Below are 18,739 nucleotides of genomic sequence, written 5' to 3' on the forward strand. Positions count from 1 at the left end.
GGCCTAGCGCTTTTCCTCGATCCTCGCCGCTTTGCCGACCTTGTCGCGCAGATAGTAGAGCTTGGCCCTGCGCACTTTGCCACGCCGCGTGATCTCGAACTTCGCGACGTTGGGCGAATGGACGGGGAACGTCCGTTCCACGCCGATGCCTCCGCTGATCTTCCGGACGGTGACGTTTTTGGCGATGCCGCCGTGGCGGACGGCGATCACGATGCCTTCGAAGACCTGGATGCGCTCTTTGCCGGCTTCACGGACTTTGACGTGGGCCCGCACGGTATCGCCAGGCTTGATGTCGGGCACGTCGTCCTTCTGATACGTTTTGGCAACGCTGTCCAGTATCGCCTGCTTGTTCATGGTCGTCTCCGTCTACGGGGTGCGGACGGAAATTATGACCCAGGCGGGCGTGGCGGTGTTGGGCCTCGTCAGTCGAGCTTCCGCCACCGGGCGACGGGCAGCCAAATGAAGTCGGCGCGGCCGACGATGCTCTCCCTCGGGACGAGCCCCCAGAAACGTCCGTCGGACGACCCGTTCCGGTTGTCGCCCATGAACAGGAAATAGCCAGCGGGCACCTTGGCGGGAGGGGCGTCCTTCCACTTCATCGCTTGGGACTTGTCCTTCGGCCAGTACGGCTGTTTCGTCCCGATCGAATTGGGCTGCAGCATGTCGAGGGAGATCGAGTAGTTGTTGACATAGTCGCCGAGGACCTGGACAGGGACCGTCTGACCGCCGTCTTCGACGAGCTTGAAGTCCGGCTGAGGGATCATCGGCCACATGCTTTCCGGGGCCCGCGGGCCCTCCGGATAGCCGGGCTTGGTGTAGCCCGCGTGCTTCTCTTCGACGAGTCGACCGTTCCGGTACATCTTCTTGTCCTTCCACTCGATCGTGTCGCCGGGCGAGCCGATCAGGCGCTTGATGAAGAACGTGCCGGGGTCTTGACCCGGTTCCAATGCGACGACCGGCGGCTTGAAGACGATGATGTCGCCGTCTTTCGGTTCGCCGCCTCGGTACACCCACTTGTTCACGAACACGAAATCGCCGATCAAGAGCGTGTCGATCATCGAACCCGAGGGGATCGTGAACGCTTGGAACCAGAACGGACGGACGAGCATGAAGACGACGATCGACGCGTAGACGATCGCGTCGGCGATGCCGTCGACCGTCTTCGCCACGCCGTACGTCCCATAGCGCTTATGCTGCGGTGTCTTCTTGAAATAGGGGTAGAGGACCACGCGGACGACGGTCAGGACGAGGCCCAAAACGAAGATCTGGCTCAGGGGCGTGCGGCCCAACTTGTCGACGATCGTCATCATCTGGTTCTGGGCGAGAAGGTCCGTGAGGTTGAACATGGGTTATTCGAGAAGCGAAACGTCCTGGCGGTGGAGTATTGACGCGGCGAAAAGGTCGGGCCGGGACTCCCTGGTCCTCTTCAGGGCCTGGGCGCGGCGCCAAGACCGGATCCGGCCGTGGTCGCCGCTGAGAAGCACGTCCGGAACGCGCTCTCCGAGGAACTCGTTCGGACGGGTGTAAAGCGGATGCCCGAGCAGGCCCCCTTCGAAGGAATCGTCTTCGTGGCTTTCAGGGTCGCCGAGGACGCCCGGGAGGAGCCGGACGACGGAGTCGGCGACCATCAGCGCCGGGAGTTCGCCTCCCGTGACGACAAAGTCGGCGACGGAGAAGGCGTCGGTACAAAGCCGGGTCCGAACCCGTTCGTCCAGTCCCTCGTAGTGTCCGCACACGAGGACGAGCCGGGGGCAGGACGCGAGGTCGCGTGCGTGCCTTTGGCGGAAGGGGACGCCTGCGGGATCCATCAGGACGACCCGGGCGTCGCCTCTCGTGTCCGGACAGGCTCCGATGGATTTCAAGGCTTCGTGCACCGGCGGCGCCATCATGACCATGCCTGGACCGCCTCCCGTCGGGGAATCGTCGACCGAACGGTGCTTGTCGGTCGCGAACGTCCTCGGGTCGACCGTTTCGAAGGTGACGGCGCCGGACGACCGGGCTCGGGCCATGATGCTGAACGACACCGATCGTTGGACCATCTCTGGAAAGAGCGTCACGAAGTCGATGCGCACAGGAGAATGCTACCGTCTACTCTGGCTCCCGTACGGCCAGGTTCGATGCGGGTCCATGCGTCAAGAACTCCTGGAGTTCGAAGCGGGGTCCCTTGCGGTCCGTGCGCTCGTACGTGCCTTCCTGCGTCATCGTCCATGCCTTGACGTTGTCCTGGAAGTGCCGAAGCAGGACGTCGTCGCGGAGGTATCGGACCTGGTCTTTGTCGGTGACGGGGACGAGGACTTCGATCCTTCTGTCCAGGTTGCGGCGCATCATGTCTGCACTTCCGATCCAGACGTCGGGGTCGCCGCCGTTCTCGAAAAGATAGATCCGCGAGTGTTCCAAAAACCGGCCCACGATGCTGACGACTTCGACGTTCTCGCTCAGGCCCTTGACGCCGGGCCTTAAACAGCAGATCCCTCGGACGGCGAGCTTGACCTCGACCCCCGCCGCGCTCGCTTCGTACAAGGCGTCGATCACTTCAGGGTCGACCAGAGAATTGAGCTTGAAAAGGATGCGGCCGCCCCCTTGGGCGACGTGCAGCTTGATTTCACGCTCGATCCGGTCGATGACCTCTTCCCGCAGGTTGTAGGGCGCGACGAGCAACTTGCGGTAGGCCGACTGCTTCGAGAAGCCGGTCAAGGTGTTGAAGAGTTCGACGACGTCCTGGCAGACCTCTTCGTCGCAGGTGAAGAGGCCCAAGTCGGTGTACGTTCGGGCCGTGTCAGGATTGTAGTTGCCCGTTCCGATGTGGGCGTACGTCCGGACACCGTCCGGGTCTTGCCTGACGATCAGACAGAGCTTGCAATGGACCTTTTTGTCGCGGAACCCGTATGTGACGTGCACCCCGGCTTGTTCCAGAGCGCGCGACCAGACCAGGTTGTTGCTCTCGTCGAACCGAGCTTTCAGTTCGACCATCGCTGCGACCTGCTTGCCTTGCTGGGCCGCGTCGAGAAGACTGTCGACGATCGGCGACTTGGCCCCGACGCGGTAAAGGGTCATTTTGAGTCCCGCGACCTTGTCGTCCAACGAGGCGGACTCTACGAACTTTTCGACGGGAAGAAAGCTGTCGTATGGGTGGTGGAGCAAGACGTCTCCGGACCTTACGGCCTCAAAGATCGAGTCCGGCTCGCTCAGATCGTGCCTGAGAGTAGGGACGTGCTGGGGATACTTGAGGTCCTTCCGATCGATACCGTGCAGTTCCCACAGGGCGTCGAATCCCAAATGTCCAGGCACGGCCCAGCAATCCAGCTCGTCGAGTTCGAGCCGCTGCCGGACATGGTCGGCCCAAGCCGTGTCGCCATCGTCCTCGTATTCGAGCAGGACGGGGTCTCCGAACCGCCTCAGGTTCAAAGATTGTTCGACGGCCGTGATCAGGTCGGCCGCCTCGATCTCCCGGACCTCGACGTCGGCGTCCCGGACGACCCGGAAGCGGTGGACGGCCCGGACGTGGACGCCGGGGAAGAAGGCCTCCGAATTGCGCGCGATCACGTGTTCGAGGAAGGTATAGACGCCTGTTCGGGGATCGACGGGCACAAGGCGAGGCAAGATCGTGGGGACTTTGATCCGAGCCAGCTTGTAACCCTCTTCGTCTTCGAGTTCAAAAGCGAGGTTCAGACTGCGGTTCGAGATAAACGGGAACCGGCTGACGGGCTCCATCTGCAAGGGCGTGCAGAGGCTGAAAACGTTCCTTTCGAAGTGCTCTTTGACCGCGTCGGCGTCCAGCCGGGCGTCGTGGGGCCCGATGACTTCGATCCCCTCGGCAGACAGTGCGGGAAGCAGCTCTTTGGCCCACAACCGGCCGCCTTCGAGCCGCATGGGGAGCGCCCGGTCTGCAATGAGCCTTAGTTGTTCGGTCGGGGTCAGGCCGTCGGGCGTCGTCTCGGTGATGCCGCCCGACTCTTGCTCGATGAGGCCGCTCACACGGACCATGAAGAACTCGTCCAGGTTCGATTCGAAGATGGCGAGGAACTTCAGGCGTTCCAGCAACGGGTTGTCAAGGTTCGCCGCCTCCTTCAAGACCCTCTCGTTGAACGCGAGCCAACTGAGCTCCCGGTTGACATAACGTTCCGAGCGTGGGTCGCGCCGCCCAGACGGTCCCTTCATGGTCTGCACGTCACGACCTTGCCTTGGGAGATTTCAAGGACGGCCCCCTCTCGGACGCCGAACGCGCTCACGGTCACTTCCTCGAAACCGAACCGTTCCATCAACGCGAGATAGACCAGGGAGCCAGGGACCAGGGTCGCCGCACGTTTCGGCTTGACAGAGAACCGTCGTGCGATCGCCGCGATGCCCAACCGTGAGGCCGACCAGGCCAAGTACTCGAGTTCCTTTCGGTGGAGGACGGGCGAGAGATCCGGATGGAGGGCGCGCCACAGACCGCGCGCGACCCCGCCGCACGCGACCATGGCTTTGGCGTCCGAGAACGCGGGCAACCCGGTCAAGACCTTATCGATCACGGTTTTCAAGCGAACGGACTGGGCGGGTCGGAGCGGTTGGCTCAACCCCGCCTTGTCGATCAGAACGCCCGTTCCCAGGGGCAGGGAAGCATCCTGCAGGAGGTCGGCGTCTTGGCAATGGGCGACTTGGACGCTGCCCCCTCCGGCTTCGACCAGGACGAAGCGGCCCGTCATCGACGCGTCGGCTTGCACGCCTTTCAATCCTAGCTCGGCCTCACGTTGTGGGGAGATTAAATCGATGGTGACTCCCGTCTCCTTGCGGACGGCGGTCAAGACGGCGCGGTGGTTCCGGGCCCGGCGCACGGCTTCCGTGGCGAAGACATAGAAGTGCCCGGCGTCCAGGTCGTGGGCCGTCTCGCGGAACCGCCTCATCACAGCGGCCAGGTTCGCGGCGTCGGATCTCGGGATCACGCCTTCGTGGCTGACGACCTGTCCCAGTGAAAGCCATTCGCTGACGTTGGCGAGGCGTTCCAAGCCCCTTGGCCCGATCCGGGCGACCAAAAGGTGCGCGGTGTTGCTGCCGATGTCGGCCGCCGCGATCACCTCTCGCATGCCGGCATTGTACTGGCTGTGCCATGCTGGACTCGTGGCGGAAGGCGGACTCATGGAAGCGGTCGAATGGGCCGAAGAGCTTCACAGGGGTCAGTGGCGCGACGGGGACGTGCCCGTTCCCTATCTCTGCCACCCGCTGGAAGTGTTGTCCCTCGTGCGTTATGTCGGCAAAGTCGAGGACCAAGACCTCCTTTGCGCGGCCGTGCTGCACGACGTCGTCGAGGAGACGTCGGCGACCGTGGGCGACGTCCGGTCTCGGTTCGGCGAGAAAACGGCCTCGCTCGTCGAAGAGCTGACGCGGACCGAGCCCGGTCCCGACGTGACCGACGGATTGACCGCCGACGCCGTTTGGGCTTTGCGTTCGGCGATGCTCCTCTCGGAGATCGCCGGCATGAGCCCCGAAGCGGCGACGGTCAAGTTGGCCGACCGGATCTCGAACCTGAAGGAAGCGCGGTCGACCAAGCGGGGCAAAAAACTCGCCCGTTATGCCGACCAAACTTGGCGCATCCTGAAGATCGTCCCAAAGACGGTCAACCCCCGGTTATGGGCCCGGCTCAAAGAGGAAGCGGAGCAGACCGTAAAACCAAAGGACAAGAAGGCTCGCCGTGCTGTACGAAAGTGACGTCGACCCCTCGCCGATCCTCGGCCGAAGGATCGCCGTCGTCGGATATGGGAACCAAGGCCGGGCCCACGCCCTGAACCTGCGGGACCGTGGATTGGACGTCAGTGTCGGCACCCGGCCGGGCGACAGCCGCACCCAGGCCGAATCGGACGGCTTTCCGGCCCTGGACGTCGAAACGGTCGTGGCCGGAGCGGACACGGTCGTGCTCACGGTCCCGGACGAATCCATGGGCCAGGTGTTCGAAAGCTCGGTCAGGCCCGCATTGGCGGCAGAAGCGGCCCTCGTCTTCGCCCACGGGTTCGCACTGACGTACGGCCTTGTGAAGCCGGAAGGCCGGACGTGCGTCCTCGTGTCACCGTCGGGTCCAGGGACCGCCCTTCGGGAGTCGTTCGTAGGCGGGAGCGGCCTTCCGGCGTTCATCGCGTCGGACCCTATGGACGGTTTGACCCTGGCCGCAGCTTATGCCTGGGCGATCGGTTGCGCCCGCGCCGGCCTGATCCCGACCGACTTCCGCGAGGAGACCGAGGCGGACCTTTTCGGCGAGCAGGCCGTCCTGTGCGGCGGCATGCCGGAGTTGGCCACGGCCGCCTTCGAAACCTTGGTCGGGGCCGGATTTTCGCCCGAAGTCGCCTACATCGAGTGCGTCCATCAGGTCCGGCTCCTGGCCGATCTGATCGCGCGGCACGGCGTGGCGGGCATGAAACGACGGATCAGCGACACGGCCGAATGGGGCAGCTACCAGGTAGGGCCGGTCGTCGTCGGTGACGAAGTCCGGGCGGCGATGGCCAGATCATTGGCCCGGATCCGGTCTGGAGAGTTCGCCCAGGAATGGCTGATCGAGGCTTCGAGCGGGAAGCCCCGACTCAAACAGAAGCGCGAAGCCGAAGGAGCGAGCCTTCTTGAACAGACCCGTCGGGGACTCTTTCCGGACGGCGACTAAGACGACCGTTCCCGGGTGTCGAATTCGATCCGAACGGACCGGCCCTCGTCCTGGGTCAGTTCCCGGACGCTCCGGAACCCGGACTTGGTCAGAAAAGACCGCCAGAACTTGAGCGCCGGACGGTTGTCCGCCGAAAACTCGGCCGTCCAGGGCCCTTCCCGGCCTTCCAGGACGGTCTCGACGGCAAGCGAGCCGATTCCGAGGCGGCGGTAGCAACGAAGGACGAAGACGTCGAGGACGGTGCTGTGGCGGGGGCCGTCGGCGACGCTGCAGACGATGAAGCCCGCCGGCTTACCTTTGATGGAGATGATCTGGACGTCGGCCGAACCGTCGGAGTAAGCCTTGGCGCGGGCACCGTCGCAGAAGCTCCCGTCGAAGTCCGGCTCGTGCTCTTCGAACTCGCTCAGGTCGTGACCGTAAAACTGCAGCAAACGCTCAAAGAGCGTACGGTTCGAATCGTCGATGCGCTGTAGTCGGACGGGCACAGGTCGGGCACTTCTCCAAAAAGAAACGGTGCAAACAGATCATGGGACAATACAGCCTTGGGGAGCCCGCAGGTTTCCCCTAAGGAAAAGAAGGATTACTGGGAGAGGGCTTTGTTCGCGGCCTTCGCGACCCGGCTCTTGCGCCTTGCCGCCTGGTTCTTGTGGACGACGCCCTTCTGGACAGCCTTGTCCAGGAACTTGTTGACCGTTGCGACCGCTCCTGCCGTGGCCTTCTGGTCCTTGTCCTGGGCCGCCTTGCGCGCCTTCTTGATGTAGGTCTTCAACGCCGATTTCGCGGCGGTGTTCTTGTCCCGCGCCCGCTCGCTCCGGCGGATGTCCTTCTTGGACGCTTTCAGATTGGCCATAGGTGGAGGAAGGAGTATAGCACGCCGGGAGGCCGGATGGGCCCGAACCTGGTCCCGTCCTGCGGCGTCTAGCGTAACAAGGCGCGGTCACGACCGTCAAACGAGTGTATGATGGCCGCGAGGAACGCACTGGGGTTGAACCTTCAGATGCCGGCAAAAAGCGCATCGATGGAGACGCGGCACGATCGCGACAGTGACGAGTCGCTCGTCGCCAGGGCCCGTGAAGGGGACTACAGCGCGTTCGAAGCCCTTTTCGAGCGCCACCGCGACCTCGTCTACCGCTTCGTCTATCAGATGACGAACCGGCGGGACGACGCCGAAGACTTGACCCAAGAGGTCTTCGTCAGGGCTCACCAGAACCTTCAGCGCTATCGGGACGAGGCCAAGTTCACGACGTGGCTCCTCCGCATCGCCACGAACCTGAGCACCGACCGTGCGCGGATGGTGCAACGCCGGGCGGCCCTCGAGGCCCAGGAGTCCGGCTCACAAGGTGCGCTGGCCTGGATGACCGTCGGGAACGTCGACGATCCGGTGGAAAACCTCGAATCGGACCGCAGGATCGCGGTGCTCCGACAGGCGCTGGCGGAGCTTCCGGACCATCACCGCAACATGATCGTGTTGCGCGACATCGAAGAAATGGACTACAAAGACATGGCCAGCCTTTTGAACTGCACCGTAGGCGGGGCCAAGCTCAGGGTGTTGAGGGCCCGCCGTGCCCTCCGCGACAAGGTGCTGAACCGGTCGAAGGAGCAGTCGCTGTGAAGGACAAGGACCGATTGATCGATGCGGCGTTCGACGGCGCCGTCCAAGACTTGCCGGCCCTCGGCCCGTCCGAAAACCGTGAACTCGACCTGCTGAAAGGCCTGAAGAGGGATCTGGCGGCGTTGAAGGAGGTCCCGGAGTGCCAATTGACGGCCGACAGGGTCAAGAACGCCATCCTGGCGAGCCGCGCCGTCCCGGCCCGTTCGCCTGCCCGCTGGTTCTGGATCCCGACGGCAGCGGCCGCTGCGCTCGCCGTGATCGCGGTCACCCGCATGAACGGACTCCCCGACGCCGTTCCTCAGGCCGGTCCGCCTCGCGCTACGTCTCCCGACGCCGGAACAGTGGCGTCCCGGGGGTCCGACCGTTCGAGCGCGCCGACCGGAGAAGCCGTCGCGATGACCTCGCCGGAACCCGTCATGGCCGACTTGCGGTCAGAAGGCTTCTCGCCGAAACTGGAAGACGTATCGTCGACGAGGCGCATCCGAATTCGGAGTTCGGCCCCTAAGCCGGCCGGTGCCGGCGAGGAAAGGACCGTGGTCGACGCCGTGAACCGTGTCGCGATGGCAGCGACGGGGACCACCCTCCGATCGACCGAACCGACCAGGCCGGAAGCGACGCCCGTTTCGGCCGACAAGCCGGAACCGGAGCCGGTCGTGGTCGTCTCTCCCGACTTGAACCCGGAGACCGGCGTCAGCGACGCCAAAGAGGTGAGCAGGCCCAAAGATGTTCTGTTCGGCGGTTAGTCTTTTCGTCGTCGCCCACGCGGTCGCGGCCGGCCAGCAGCAGGCGGCCCTTCAAGACCCGGTGTGGGAGAAGGTCAAGCCCGTCTTGGCCCGGATCGACGGGATCGGTCAACCGGCCGGCCTGGCCGTTTTGATCGACGCCCGCGGCTTCTTTCTGGCCCACCGGAGCGCCGTCCAGCTCGACGCGGTCGTGGGAACGATCAACGGACGTCTGGTCCCGATGACGCTGACGGCGGTCGACGAACAGACCCAACTCGCGCTCTTGCGGGCCGAAAACTGGCCGATTACAGGGCCAGAGCCTGTCAAGGTCACCGGCAAGCTCGCCCTCGGGAGCAAGGTCGTCGCCGCGACCCCGACCGGCCCGTTGCGGGGCGAACTCGTCCGAGACAACCGTATCGGGCAGATCAAACCGTCCCTCCGGTACGCCCCCCTCTCCGAGATCCGCCTCGAGTCCAATATCGCGCCCATCGGCGGCGCCCTTGTTTTCGATTCTTCGGCCCGGCTGGTGGGCGTCCTCGGAGCGACCCTCGTGTCCCCGGCGAACGTCGGCCAGAACACCCTGACCAAGACTTTCGACAGGGACGCCAAGCAGTCCAATTACGGTCCACAAGGAATGACCGTCGCTTACGCCCTAAGCCCGGCCGTCCTCGAGCGGGTGGTCCAGGGACTCTTGAGCCCGTCGCACAAAGTCCTTCATCCGAGCATCGGGGTGTTCTTCCGCTCCGGCCCGGAACCGGGCGCCCTCCTCGAAGAGGTCGTGGCGGGTTCGTCCGCGGACAAGGCAGGATTGAAAGTCGGCGACCTGGTCGTCGCTGTCGACGGAAAGCCTGTCCAAAGCCACGTGGACTTCGCGATCGCCGTGTTCCAGTCGAACGTCGGTGACACGATGGAGCTGAAGGTCCGGCGCGCCGGCGTGGACTTGACCGTCAGGGTGCCCGTCGTGTCTCAGCAGTCGCTGTCTTGAACGTCGATCAACGTCCAACGGACGGTCGACTTACCGTTGAACACGTTCTCTTCGATCGAGAAGACGGCGTCGACCTTGCAACCGGGCTCGCGGGCTGAAAGCTCCTGACCGAAGCCGAAGGCCATGGCGTGCCGGATCCCCGAGTCCGTCCCCATGGTGACGCGGACGTGTTCGGGTTTCGAGGTCGGGACGACCGTCGACAACGTGACGCCGCGGCAGACGAACACTGGATCGGGGTTGCCGGTGCCGAACGGTTGCAGTCGGGACAGCTCTTCGTAACACTCGGGACCGCATTCGTCGTGACTGAGTTCCGCATCGGCCTGGATCCGCCTCACGAAGTCTTCGGGCCGCAAATGCGCTCCGGCGTAAGTCTCTAGAGCCTCTTCGAGCTCGGTCAATCGGTCCGGAACGACGGAAAGGCCCGCTGCCATCGCGTGGCCCCCACCGCCAAGGACGATGCCGGACATGGCTCGGACGGCTTCGCCAAGATCGAATCCGGGGATCGAACGCGCCGAACCCCTCGCGACGCCGTCCTGCACCGAAAGGACGAACGCAGGTCGGCGGAACCGTTCGACAAGTCGACCGGCGATGAGCCCGATGACACCGGGGTGCCAGGTCGCGTCGGAGACGAACACCGTGTTCCCAAGGGGCCGTTCCCGTCCCTCGACCATGGCGACGGCTTCGTCGACGCACCGGAGTTGTTCGGCGCGTCGGAGTTCGTTCACCCTGTCCAGCTCCTTCGCAAGGTCTTCGGCCTCGGTCGTGTCTTCGGTCAAGAGGAGGTCGAGCGCCGTGCTCGAGTCTTCGATCCGACCGACGGCGTTGATCCGGGGGCCGAGTTGGAACCCGACGTGTCTCGGTGTGAGCTTCGGCTTCGAGGTCAGGTCGCTGATCCGGAGCAACGCCTGGACCCCCTTTTTGTTGCTTTCTTTGAGGGACCGAAGGCCGTGAAAAGCGATCACGCGGTTCTCGCCCAGGAGCGGCATAACGTCTGCGACCGTCCCGAGGACGGCCAAGTCGAGGTACGCCCGGTAAAACGCTTCGGACTTATGGCCGAGTTCTTCGGTCAGTCCTGCACAAAGTTTGAGCGCGACCCCGACGCCCGAAAGTTCCGGCCATGGGTAGCGGGAGTCGGAACGGTGGGGGTTGACGACGGCGACGGCTTCGGGCAGGTCCTCTCCGATTTGGTGATGGTCGGTCACGACGACCGTCATGCCCGCCTCGTTGGCGGCGCGGACTTGCTCATGGGCGCTGCTTCCGCAGTCGCAGGTCAAGAAGAGCTTGCAACCTTGCTCCGCGGCCCATCGCACGGCGTCCAGATGGATGCCGTACCCCTCTCGCATCCGGTGGGGCACGTGGGGGACGACGGTGCACCCGACGCGCTTCAGGAACCGTGTGAACAACGCCGCGCTCGTCACGCCGTCGACGTCGTAGTCGCCGTGGACATAGATCGTTTCGCCCCTCTCCTTGGCACCGAGGACGGCCCTGACGGCCGCTTCATAGTCGGGGAGCAGCGACGGCGGGTGCAGTTGATCGAGCGTCGGATCGAGGAACTTCTCGGCCGCGGCCGGATCGGTCAGACCGCGTGCGACGAGGACGGCGGCGACGACCGGCAACAGGCCCAGTTCGTCCCTGAGTTTGCGTTCGGCGACAGGATCCCGTGCCGGAACCGCCCAGACCGCCCGCTCGGGCACCGTCGCGACCATCCCAAGATGATAGACGATTGTCGAGGGGTCTTTGTCCTGGGTCAGGGTCGGGCGGTCCGGTACACGCACGTGCCCGGTATCCCGGCGGCGGCCCTTTCTTGGACCGATCCCTTGAGGACGACCCAGAGGACCGCGCTTTCGCGGAGCGGAACCACGCCCTGCAGCCTTTCCAGCTTGGGTTTGACGAACTTCGCCCTGTCGACGTGGAAGCCTGCCGGCGAAAACGCGACGACGACGAGGTCGGCTTGTCGGTTCCGGACCGGGTGGGTGCGGCGCACGGTGTAAACGGCCGTGACCTCAGGGTCTTCCTTGAGAACGGCGACAAGGGCGGCCCTTTGCTCTGGAGGGAGGTCGGCGGCAACGGAATGACCGTCGTTCTTCAAGTCCGAGAGCCACGCTTCGATCTCGTTCTCGGTCGCCATGCTGGCGCGGTAACGGTCGTACGCTTGAGCTTCCGCCTCCCAGTCGCCGGTCGAAGCGTAGTAACGGCAAAGGTTTTCCCATGCGGCCGCCTCGTGATCCGGGTCGTTGCTTGCTGCTTCGAGCAGGTCGATGCACCGGGGGTCGTCCACCGTCGCATAGAGGCCTCCGAGCCAGAGCTTCTGTTCGCAACCTTGGCTTCCAGCCCGGTAGGCGGCCATCGCCCAAGGCAGCGCGGCTCCGTTGCCATGGATCCGCCTCACGGCCCGTGCCTTGTCCCAAAGTTCGCTTTCTGGGGCGTCGGCATCAGGATGCTCGACGTCACTGTCGGAAAGCCGGGCCAAGTCTTCGCGCCATTGGCGGACTTTCTCGGGCCACGTCGGTCCGATTTCTTCCGCGATCTTACGGTCGAACGCATGAAGACAGGCCACTTTGACGTCGGGCCTGAGCCAGGCGTCCAGGGCTGTTCCTTCGGACCGGGCCGTACACAAGGGGACCAGGTCGTGCCGCCCACTTTCGGCCCTGGGATCCAGACCAGGCTCGATCCGGGCGATCCGGTCGGCAGTGGACGGATGGGAGTCGTAGGGGCCCGTCTCTTTGTGCGCGATCCGCGTCACGGCACGATCGAAGGCCTCTGGTGTCGGCAGGGGCCATTCCGCGAGCCTCTGGAGAAAGTCCTCGGGAGGAGAATCGCGTGACGCCGCCTCGGGCCAGTACGTCTCTTGGAACGGCTCCAGCCAGAGGTCCGAGCCCGCTCTGATCCGGGTCAGGGCGCGGACGGTCGTTTCGTTTCCGGTCACTTGGGCGGCCAAAAGGTCTGCCTCGTGCTCGTTTTCGCGCCTCAATACGACCGTCATGGCTTCCAAGCGGGGCAGATACCATCGCAAGAACGGCCGCATCGGAGCCCCGGAATAGCCCGTCTGGTCCGGCTGCATCAGGTTCCTCCACATCTGCACGAGACGGTCGTTCGCGGCTCCGAACACGACGTCCCGACGGCAGTGGTGGGCGATCTCGTGGGCGAGGACGCTACGGGCTTCCTCTGGTGACAGGTAGAGAAGGAGCTCGACACCGAAGTGGAGCCGGATCTCCGCTCCAAACGTCGCGAACCTGAACGAAGCCGAAGCTCCGGCATTGAACGTCGTGTCCAAGTAGACCGCGTCCGGCGCCTTCGCCTTGAGGGCCAGCGCCGTGGCCCGAACGTCTTCATAGAGCCCAGGTGCGTCCTCTTCACTGAGTCTCTGGCCCTCAGTCGGGGGTTGGCGGACCGACATCGAGCGGACGACGACCACGGTCGCCAGCAGGATCGGCACGAGCAGGAACAAGGCCGGGCCGCGAACGATGACCGTCGCGACGGTCATGAGGCAAAGGCAGGACAATAGGAGGATCAGATGGCCCGAATACGCCCAATATCCCAAGCGCACGAACCGGCGGACGCGGGCACGATAGGCGCGGGGATCGCTCCTGTTCAGCTCGGACATCCGGTCGATCAAGGCCAGGTAGTCGCTCTGGGTCAACGTCGGATTATGCGCCTCGGCCAGGTGCCGTGACCCCTCGAAGACCGTTGGTATACTCGTTGCCCGGCCTTAACCTGCCTGACCTGGAGCCCCCACTTGCAGTCACGAAGCATCCTGTTCCTCGTACTCGTCGTCGTCCTCGCCGGTCTCTCGGCATGGCGCGTCGCAAAGTGGCCGTTCACGTACGGTCTGGACGTCCAGGGCGGCCTCCGCCTCGTGTACCGGATGGACACGGAGCACATGTCCAAGGAGGACCTCGGCCGCCAGGCGATGATCCAGAGCGATCTCGTCAAGATCCTGGACGGCCGCGCCCGCGGCACGCTGGGCGCCTCGGAACCCTCGGTGATGAGGAAAGGCGAGGACAGCTTCGTCGTCGAACTGCCGGGCATGACCGACATCGCCCGTGCGACCGAGATCATGAGCACGACCGCCAAGATCGAGGTCAAGTGGGCCAAGACGGTCGGAACGGACCTCTATCCCAACCGGCGGTACAAGCACGTCCCGAACCAGCGGGAGTCGGACAAGGTCAAGTACGAGACGTACGTCAAGAGCAGCGACCCGTCCAAGGTGCTCGAACCTGGCGATCCCGATTACAAGGCGATGATCGCGAGTTGGGAGACGATCCTCGAGGGCAAGGACGTCGCAGGCGCGAGTCCGGAAGTGAGCGGCAACGGCAGCCATCCCAAATTCTTCTTCTCACCGTCCGGTGCGGCGAAGATGGAGCAATGGAGCCGGAAGTACATGAACAAGCGCGAGAACATCGCGTTCGTCTTGGACGACCGGGTCCTCAACATGGCTTACGTCAAGGACGGCACCGTCCTCAGCGACGAGGCGTTCTTGGACGGAACGTTCCCGGCCGGGTATGTCAACGATCTTTGCAACCTGGTCCGGTCCGGTTCGTTGCCTGTCGCCCTCGTACCGCTGAGTACCGAGAAGGTCGACCCGACCATCGGCAAGCAAGCCCTGAACGAGATGGAGAAAGCGGGCGCGATCTCCTTCGCGATCGTCGGAGTCCTGCTCGTCATCTATTACGGCTTCCCCGGTGTCATCGCGTTCCTTGCGATGCTGCTGTACACCGTCTTCACGCTGGCCTTTTTGAACCTGATCAGCGCGACGATGAGCCTAGCCGCCATCGCCGCGTTCATCCTCTCGGTCGGCATGGCGGTCGATGCGAACATCCTCGTCTTCGAACGCCTTAAAGAGGAACTTCGGGAGGGGAAGGATCTGGCAAGGGCGACGAGCATCGCCTTCAAACGGGCTTTGACCGCGATCATCGACTCGAACGCCTGTACGGTCCTGACGTGTGCGGTCCTGTACTTCTACGGGACGGGGCCGGTCAAAGGCTTTGCCTCGACGCTCGGCCTCGGCGTCTTCATCTCGTTCTTCACGGCGTTCGTCGTGACCCGCGTCCTGGTCCAAGGTTCGCAGGCGCTCGGAATCGGCCGGAACCCGAAGTGGTACGGCATGGGCAAGGGCTGGTTCTTGGAGCAGCAGAAGGACGACGCCACCCACCACCTTTTGAACATCATCGGGCGGACGAAGTTCTACTTCATCGTCTCCGCCGCCTTGATCATCCCGGGCCTGGTCTTCATCGGCTTGGGCGGGATCAAGCTCAACGTGGAGTTCCTGGGCGGCTATGAAGGCATGTACAAGCTGCCGGCCGGCCTGACGACCGACCAGATCCGCAAGAACCTTTCGTCTAAGGGGATCGAAGGCGTCAACATCAAGGGTGCCGATACGGAGAAGGGCAAAGTCGTCTACCTGACCGTCCCGCCGTTGAAGGACATGGCCGTCGGGGACAACTCCGCGAACGAGAGGATCGCGTCGGCGGCGGGACTGTCGACGGAAGGATCGAGCTTCTCTGCGATCGGGCCCACTGTCCAGAAAGAGACGGTCAACAACGCGGTGATGGGCGTCGGGATCAGCTCGCTGTTGATCGCCGTCTACCTCGCGTTCCGGTTCGGCATCTCTGTCGGTGGCATCAGGAACGGCTTCAAGTTCGGCGCCTCGGCCGTCATCGCCCTGGTCCACGACGTCCTGTTCGTCATCGGCACCGCCGCGATCGTCGGTTACTTCCTGCACTGGGAGATCAGCGCGCTGTTCATCACGGCGATGCTGACCGTCATCGGCTTCTCCGTCCATGACACGATCATCATCTTCGACCGCATCCGCGAGAACCTCAACCGCCAGCACAAGGGCGAGTCGTTCGAGCACCTGTGCGACAAATCGGTCACCCAGTCCGTCGCACGGTCGATCAACACGTCGATGTCGGCCGTCATCCCGCTTGCGGTCTTGATCGCGATCGGCACGCCGACCCCCGACCTGAAGTTCATGTGCCTTTCGATGCTCCTCGGGATCTCGATCGGTGCGTACAGCTCGATCTTCAACGCGACCCCGATCCTTTACATCTGGGACAAGATCGTCATGAAGAAGCGTGGCGAAGGCGCAGGCCTGATGGCCGAGGCGGCCCGCGAGATCAAGGTCAGGGCCCAAGCGGCGGCTACGGCCGCTGGCGCGATGCCGGCCGCCGCCACGGCGACCGGGGCGGCCACGGGAGCGGGGAGCGCCTACGGCCAGATCAAGCGCCGCTCGAGCGCGGTCGAGCAGTCCAAACGCGAGATCGACGACGAAGACTGAACGGTCACCCGTGGCCCGCGACCGTCGGACGCGGGCCACGGCTTGTCCGGCCCTTGGTAGGGCCAGGATCCGACGAACAAGGTCAATCCCGTATGGCAACCCAGGAATTCAGCTTCGACATCGTCTCCAAAGTCGACTTGGCCGAGGTCAAGAACGCCGTCAACCAGGCGCAAAAGGAACTGGAGAACCGCTATGACTTCCGGGGCACGGCGGCCAAGATCGACTTCGACGAAAAGGAAGTGTCGCTGACCGCCGACGACGAGTTCCGGATGGACCAGCTCAAGGACATCGTGTTCAGTAAGTTGATCAAGCGTAACGTCGACGCCCGGAGCATCGAGTACGGCAAGCTCGAACCGGGGCCCGGAATCAGCGTCAAACAGAAGGTCACCTTCAAACAGGGTATCGAGCAGGACAAGGCGAAGTCGTTGGTCAAACAGATCAAGGACAAGGGGCTGAAGGTGAACGCCCAGATCCAGGGCGAGCAGCTCCGAGTCAGCGGAAAGTCCAAAGACGACCTTCAGAAGGCGATCACGTTCGTCAAGTCGCTCGACCTGGAGTTTCCGGTCGACTTCATCAACTATCGCTAAGGGCCGTCCGGTCGGAAGCGCCTTCGGTTAAAATGCGTGCGTCATGCGGAAGACCGGTCTTGCGCTCCTCGCCGTCGCCCTTCTGATCCCCCTCGGTTGCGGGCCCGGAAAATTCGCCGCTCAAGCCGACAAGGGCAAGCCGGGCGTCTTCCGTTATCCGATCGTCACGAACCCGACGACGATGGACCCGCACAAAGTCCAGGACGGCGACACGATCGACTTGCTCCAACAGGTCTACGAGGGACTGGTAGGGTGGAGTCCGGAGAACAAGCCCGTCGGTTACCTTGCCCAGAGTTGGGAAGTGTCGACCGACGGAAAGACGTACACGTTCAAGCTTCGGGACAACGCTAAGTTCCACAACGGACGGCAAGTCACGGCCGATGACGTGAAGTGGAGCCTGGAGCGGTCGGCGAGTTCCAAACTGGCCTCGCCCGTGTCGGACAGCTATCTCGGAGGCATTCAAGGCTTCAGCGACAAGTTCGCGGGTCGGGCTCAAGAGGTGAGCGGTGTCAAAGTCGTCGACCCGTCGCACGTCGCGATCACGCTGACAAAGCCGGACCGAAACTTCCTCGGCAAGCTGACGTACCTGGTCGCGTCCGTCGTCCCGAAAGAGTCGTTTCCGCCGGAAAAGGAACTGAGCGACGTCAGCCAGGCGATCGGCAGCGGGCCGTTCAAGCTGAAGTCGTACCAGCCGAACCAACTGGTCGTACTGGAAGCCTTTAAGGAGTACCACGCCGGAGCGCCGAAGATCGACACGATCGAGCGGTTGGTGCTCGAAGACCCGACGACCCGGCTCAATAAGTTCCGCGGAGGAGAACTCGACCTGGTCATGCTCGAGCGGGCCGACGTCGCCAGCTTGGAGAAGGATCCGGCCCTGAAGCCGATGATCCAGTTCTTCCCCCGTCCCTCCATTTTCTACGTGGGCATGAATCAGCTCATGTACCCGCCGTTCAAGGACATCAAGGTCCGACAGGCGTTCGCGATGGCGATCGACAAGGAGAAGATCGTCAAGGAGTTGTTGAGCGGCGTGAATTCCGTGGCCTATTCGATCGTCCCGCCGAACATCCCCGGCGGCGACCGCAAAGACGCCAAATCGTTCAAATACGATCCCGAAGCGGCCAAGAAGCTTCTCGCCGACGCCGGTCATCCGGGTGGGAAGGGCCTGCCGCCGTTGGTCATGACCTTCCGCGACAACCGACCGGACATCAAGCTCGTCGCCGAAGCGGTGGCCGGCCAGATCAAGACCAACCTCGGCGTGGACGTCAAGCTTCAACAGATGGAGTGGCTCGCGTACTTGGACAAGTTCAATAAGAAGCAGCAGACGTTCTATCACATGCGTTGGGCGGCCGACTATGCCGATCCGCAGAACTTCTTGAGCCACATGCTCGCGACCTGGGGCCCCGAGAACAAGCTCGGATACAACAGTCCCGTTTTCGACGGCTTCTGTCGCGAAGCCGATGCGAGCCCAGAAGTGGAGAAGGTGCTCCCGCTTTACGCCCAGGCTGAGGACACCGTGCTTCAAGACGCCGTCTGGGTCCCGATCTACTTCCAGCGGGACGCCGAGCTGATCCGGCCGTGGGTCAAGGGGATCCGCGAGTCCGTGTTCGGCCACCTTCCGCACACGACGGTCTCTATCGAAGGCTCGACAGGGCCTTAGAGCACCGTTTCAGGTAGATTTGCCCGGCTCAAACCTGGCAGTTTCCCGGTCTATCGGAACAGGGACGTTGCTCCAATAATGATGAGCGTGCTAGTGGCCGTGGTGATTCTCGGTTACGTGACCTGCGCGACGGCGTTCTATTGCCTGTCCGCAAAGTCGGCGCCATGGATCGAAGAAACAGGGTCCTCGGTGCCGGGTCAGCCCGTGCTCCTCGTCGTAGAAGGCGGGAGCGGCGCGACGCCTGACGTCAGAAGTGCGGCATAAGGCTCACCGA

18 protein-coding genes are annotated in these 18,739 nt (G+C 63.5%); 9 read left to right on the forward strand and 9 right to left on the reverse strand.

The features are described 5' to 3' along the window. Positions 1–3: 3 nt before the first annotated feature. The 5 genes from rplS to JST30_10610 form a co-directional block, all read right to left on the reverse strand. Entirely contained in the window at positions 4–354 is a 351-nt protein-coding gene (gene rplS, locus JST30_10590; GenBank protein ID MBS1714770.1) for a 50S ribosomal protein L19, read from the reverse strand. Positions 355–422: 68 nt separating this feature from the next. Then, positions 423–1,346, reverse strand: coding sequence for a signal peptidase I (gene lepB / locus JST30_10595; GenBank protein MBS1714771.1), 924 nt, complete (start codon positions 1,344–1,346; stop codon positions 423–425). A gap of 3 nt (positions 1,347–1,349) precedes the next feature. Continuing rightward, on the reverse strand, positions 1,350–2,072 hold the full coding sequence (trmD, locus tag JST30_10600) for a tRNA (guanosine(37)-N1)-methyltransferase TrmD (protein ID MBS1714772.1): 723 nt from the start codon (positions 2,070–2,072) through the stop codon (positions 1,350–1,352). Between the two features lie 16 nt (positions 2,073–2,088). Further along, positions 2,089–4,167, reverse strand: coding sequence for a polyphosphate kinase 1 (gene ppk1 / locus JST30_10605; GenBank protein MBS1714773.1), 2,079 nt, complete (start codon positions 4,165–4,167; stop codon positions 2,089–2,091). Further along, on the reverse strand, positions 4,155–5,063 hold the full coding sequence (locus JST30_10610; protein ID MBS1714774.1) for a hypothetical protein: 909 nt from the start codon (positions 5,061–5,063) through the stop codon (positions 4,155–4,157). The genes ppk1 and JST30_10610 overlap by 13 nt, the downstream gene beginning before the upstream one ends. Between JST30_10610 and JST30_10615 the strand changes: the two genes are divergently transcribed. Both JST30_10615 and ilvC read left to right on the forward strand, forming a co-directional pair. Beyond that, positions 5,062–5,685 (forward strand): bifunctional (p)ppGpp synthetase/guanosine-3',5'-bis(diphosphate) 3'-pyrophosphohydrolase, encoded by a 624-nt coding sequence (locus tag JST30_10615; GenBank protein ID MBS1714775.1) that lies wholly within the window; start codon positions 5,062–5,064, stop codon positions 5,683–5,685. The two genes, JST30_10610 and JST30_10615, sit on opposite strands and share 2 nt — an antisense overlap. Further along, positions 5,669–6,625: a ketol-acid reductoisomerase gene (ilvC, locus tag JST30_10620; GenBank protein ID MBS1714776.1), complete on the forward strand. Its 957-nt coding sequence runs from the start codon at positions 5,669–5,671 to the stop codon at positions 6,623–6,625. Before JST30_10615 ends, ilvC begins: the two co-directional genes overlap by 17 nt. On the opposite strand, the gene JST30_10625 is transcribed toward ilvC, so the two are convergent. Both JST30_10625 and rpsT read right to left on the reverse strand, forming a co-directional pair. Beyond that, a complete protein-coding gene (locus tag JST30_10625; protein ID MBS1714777.1) occupies positions 6,622–7,110 on the reverse strand; it encodes a GNAT family N-acetyltransferase in 489 nt (162 codons plus the stop codon). The genes ilvC and JST30_10625 overlap by 4 nt on opposite strands. 95 nt (positions 7,111–7,205) lie before the next feature. Continuing rightward, positions 7,206–7,475, reverse strand: coding sequence for a 30S ribosomal protein S20 (rpsT, locus tag JST30_10630; GenBank protein MBS1714778.1), 270 nt, complete (start codon positions 7,473–7,475; stop codon positions 7,206–7,208). A gap of 108 nt (positions 7,476–7,583) precedes the next feature. Between rpsT and JST30_10635 the strand changes: the two genes are divergently transcribed. From JST30_10635 to JST30_10645, 3 genes are read left to right on the forward strand one after another with little or no spacing between them, the layout of a single operon-like run. Continuing rightward, positions 7,584–8,237, forward strand: coding sequence for a sigma-70 family RNA polymerase sigma factor (locus JST30_10635; protein ID MBS1714779.1), 654 nt, complete (start codon positions 7,584–7,586; stop codon positions 8,235–8,237). Next, a complete protein-coding gene (locus JST30_10640) occupies positions 8,234–8,980 on the forward strand; it encodes a hypothetical protein (GenBank protein MBS1714780.1) in 747 nt (248 codons plus the stop codon). Before JST30_10635 ends, JST30_10640 begins: the two co-directional genes overlap by 4 nt. After that, the gene (locus JST30_10645) at positions 8,961–9,944 is read left to right on the forward strand and encodes a serine protease (protein MBS1714781.1); all 984 of its coding nucleotides are present in this window, start codon (positions 8,961–8,963) and stop codon (positions 9,942–9,944) included. Before JST30_10640 ends, JST30_10645 begins: the two co-directional genes overlap by 20 nt. Here the strand turns inward: JST30_10645 and recJ are convergent. Together recJ and JST30_10655 are read right to left on the reverse strand one after the other, a co-directional pair. Further along, entirely contained in the window at positions 9,926–11,650 is a 1,725-nt protein-coding gene (gene recJ, locus JST30_10650) for a single-stranded-DNA-specific exonuclease RecJ (GenBank protein MBS1714782.1), read from the reverse strand. The genes JST30_10645 and recJ overlap by 19 nt on opposite strands. 41 nt (positions 11,651–11,691) lie before the next feature. Beyond that, positions 11,692–13,584 carry a M48 family metalloprotease gene (locus JST30_10655; GenBank protein MBS1714783.1) on the reverse strand — a complete coding sequence of 631 codons (1,893 nt, stop codon included), beginning with the start codon at positions 13,582–13,584 and terminating at the stop codon, positions 11,692–11,694. A 96-nt stretch (positions 13,585–13,680) separates the two neighbouring features. Here JST30_10655 and secD point away from each other — a divergent pair, with 96 nt between their 5' ends. The 4 genes from secD to JST30_10675 all read left to right on the forward strand — a co-directional run bounded on the left by secD (position 13,681) and on the right by JST30_10675 (position 18,729). Then, positions 13,681–16,221 (forward strand): protein translocase subunit SecD, encoded by a 2,541-nt coding sequence (secD, locus tag JST30_10660; GenBank protein ID MBS1714784.1) that lies wholly within the window; start codon positions 13,681–13,683, stop codon positions 16,219–16,221. A 92-nt stretch (positions 16,222–16,313) separates the two neighbouring features. After that, positions 16,314–16,808, forward strand: a complete 495-nt coding sequence (locus JST30_10665; GenBank protein ID MBS1714785.1) for a YajQ family cyclic di-GMP-binding protein — start codon at positions 16,314–16,316, stop codon at positions 16,806–16,808. 43 nt (positions 16,809–16,851) lie between these two features. Beyond that, positions 16,852–18,465: an ABC transporter substrate-binding protein gene (locus JST30_10670; protein MBS1714786.1), complete on the forward strand. Its 1,614-nt coding sequence runs from the start codon at positions 16,852–16,854 to the stop codon at positions 18,463–18,465. 78 nt (positions 18,466–18,543) lie between these two features. Next, positions 18,544–18,729 (forward strand): hypothetical protein, encoded by a 186-nt coding sequence (locus JST30_10675; protein MBS1714787.1) that lies wholly within the window; start codon positions 18,544–18,546, stop codon positions 18,727–18,729. Positions 18,730–18,739 lie beyond the last annotated feature (10 nt).

Source organism: Armatimonadota bacterium (assembly GCA_018268395.1).
Taxonomy (GTDB): Bacteria; Armatimonadota; Fimbriimonadia; order Fimbriimonadales; family Fimbriimonadaceae; genus JAEURO01.

What these genes read in the sequence shown, in the direction of transcription:
- JST30_10675 (MBS1714787.1), top strand. Translation starts at nt 18,544, where the DNA reads ATGATGAGCGTGCTAGTGGCCGTGGTGATTCTCGGTTACGTGACCTGC.
- rplS (MBS1714770.1), bottom strand. Translation starts at nt 354, where the DNA reads ATGAACAAGCAGGCGATACTGGACAGCGTTGCCAAAACGTATCAGAAG.
- JST30_10635 (MBS1714779.1), top strand. Translation starts at nt 7,584, where the DNA reads ATGATGGCCGCGAGGAACGCACTGGGGTTGAACCTTCAGATGCCGGCA.
- JST30_10615 (MBS1714775.1), top strand. Translation starts at nt 5,062, where the DNA reads ATGCCGGCATTGTACTGGCTGTGCCATGCTGGACTCGTGGCGGAAGGC.
- rpsT (MBS1714778.1), bottom strand. Translation starts at nt 7,475, where the DNA reads ATGGCCAATCTGAAAGCGTCCAAGAAGGACATCCGCCGGAGCGAGCGG.
- lepB (MBS1714771.1), bottom strand. Translation starts at nt 1,346, where the DNA reads ATGTTCAACCTCACGGACCTTCTCGCCCAGAACCAGATGATGACGATC.
- JST30_10610 (MBS1714774.1), bottom strand. Translation starts at nt 5,063, where the DNA reads ATGCGAGAGGTGATCGCGGCGGCCGACATCGGCAGCAACACCGCGCAC.
- JST30_10665 (MBS1714785.1), top strand. Translation starts at nt 16,314, where the DNA reads ATGGCAACCCAGGAATTCAGCTTCGACATCGTCTCCAAAGTCGACTTG.
- recJ (MBS1714782.1), bottom strand. Translation starts at nt 11,650, where the DNA reads ATGGTCGCGACGGTGCCCGAGCGGGCGGTCTGGGCGGTTCCGGCACGG.
- JST30_10645 (MBS1714781.1), top strand. Translation starts at nt 8,961, where the DNA reads ATGTTCTGTTCGGCGGTTAGTCTTTTCGTCGTCGCCCACGCGGTCGCG.
- JST30_10670 (MBS1714786.1), top strand. Translation starts at nt 16,852, where the DNA reads ATGCGGAAGACCGGTCTTGCGCTCCTCGCCGTCGCCCTTCTGATCCCC.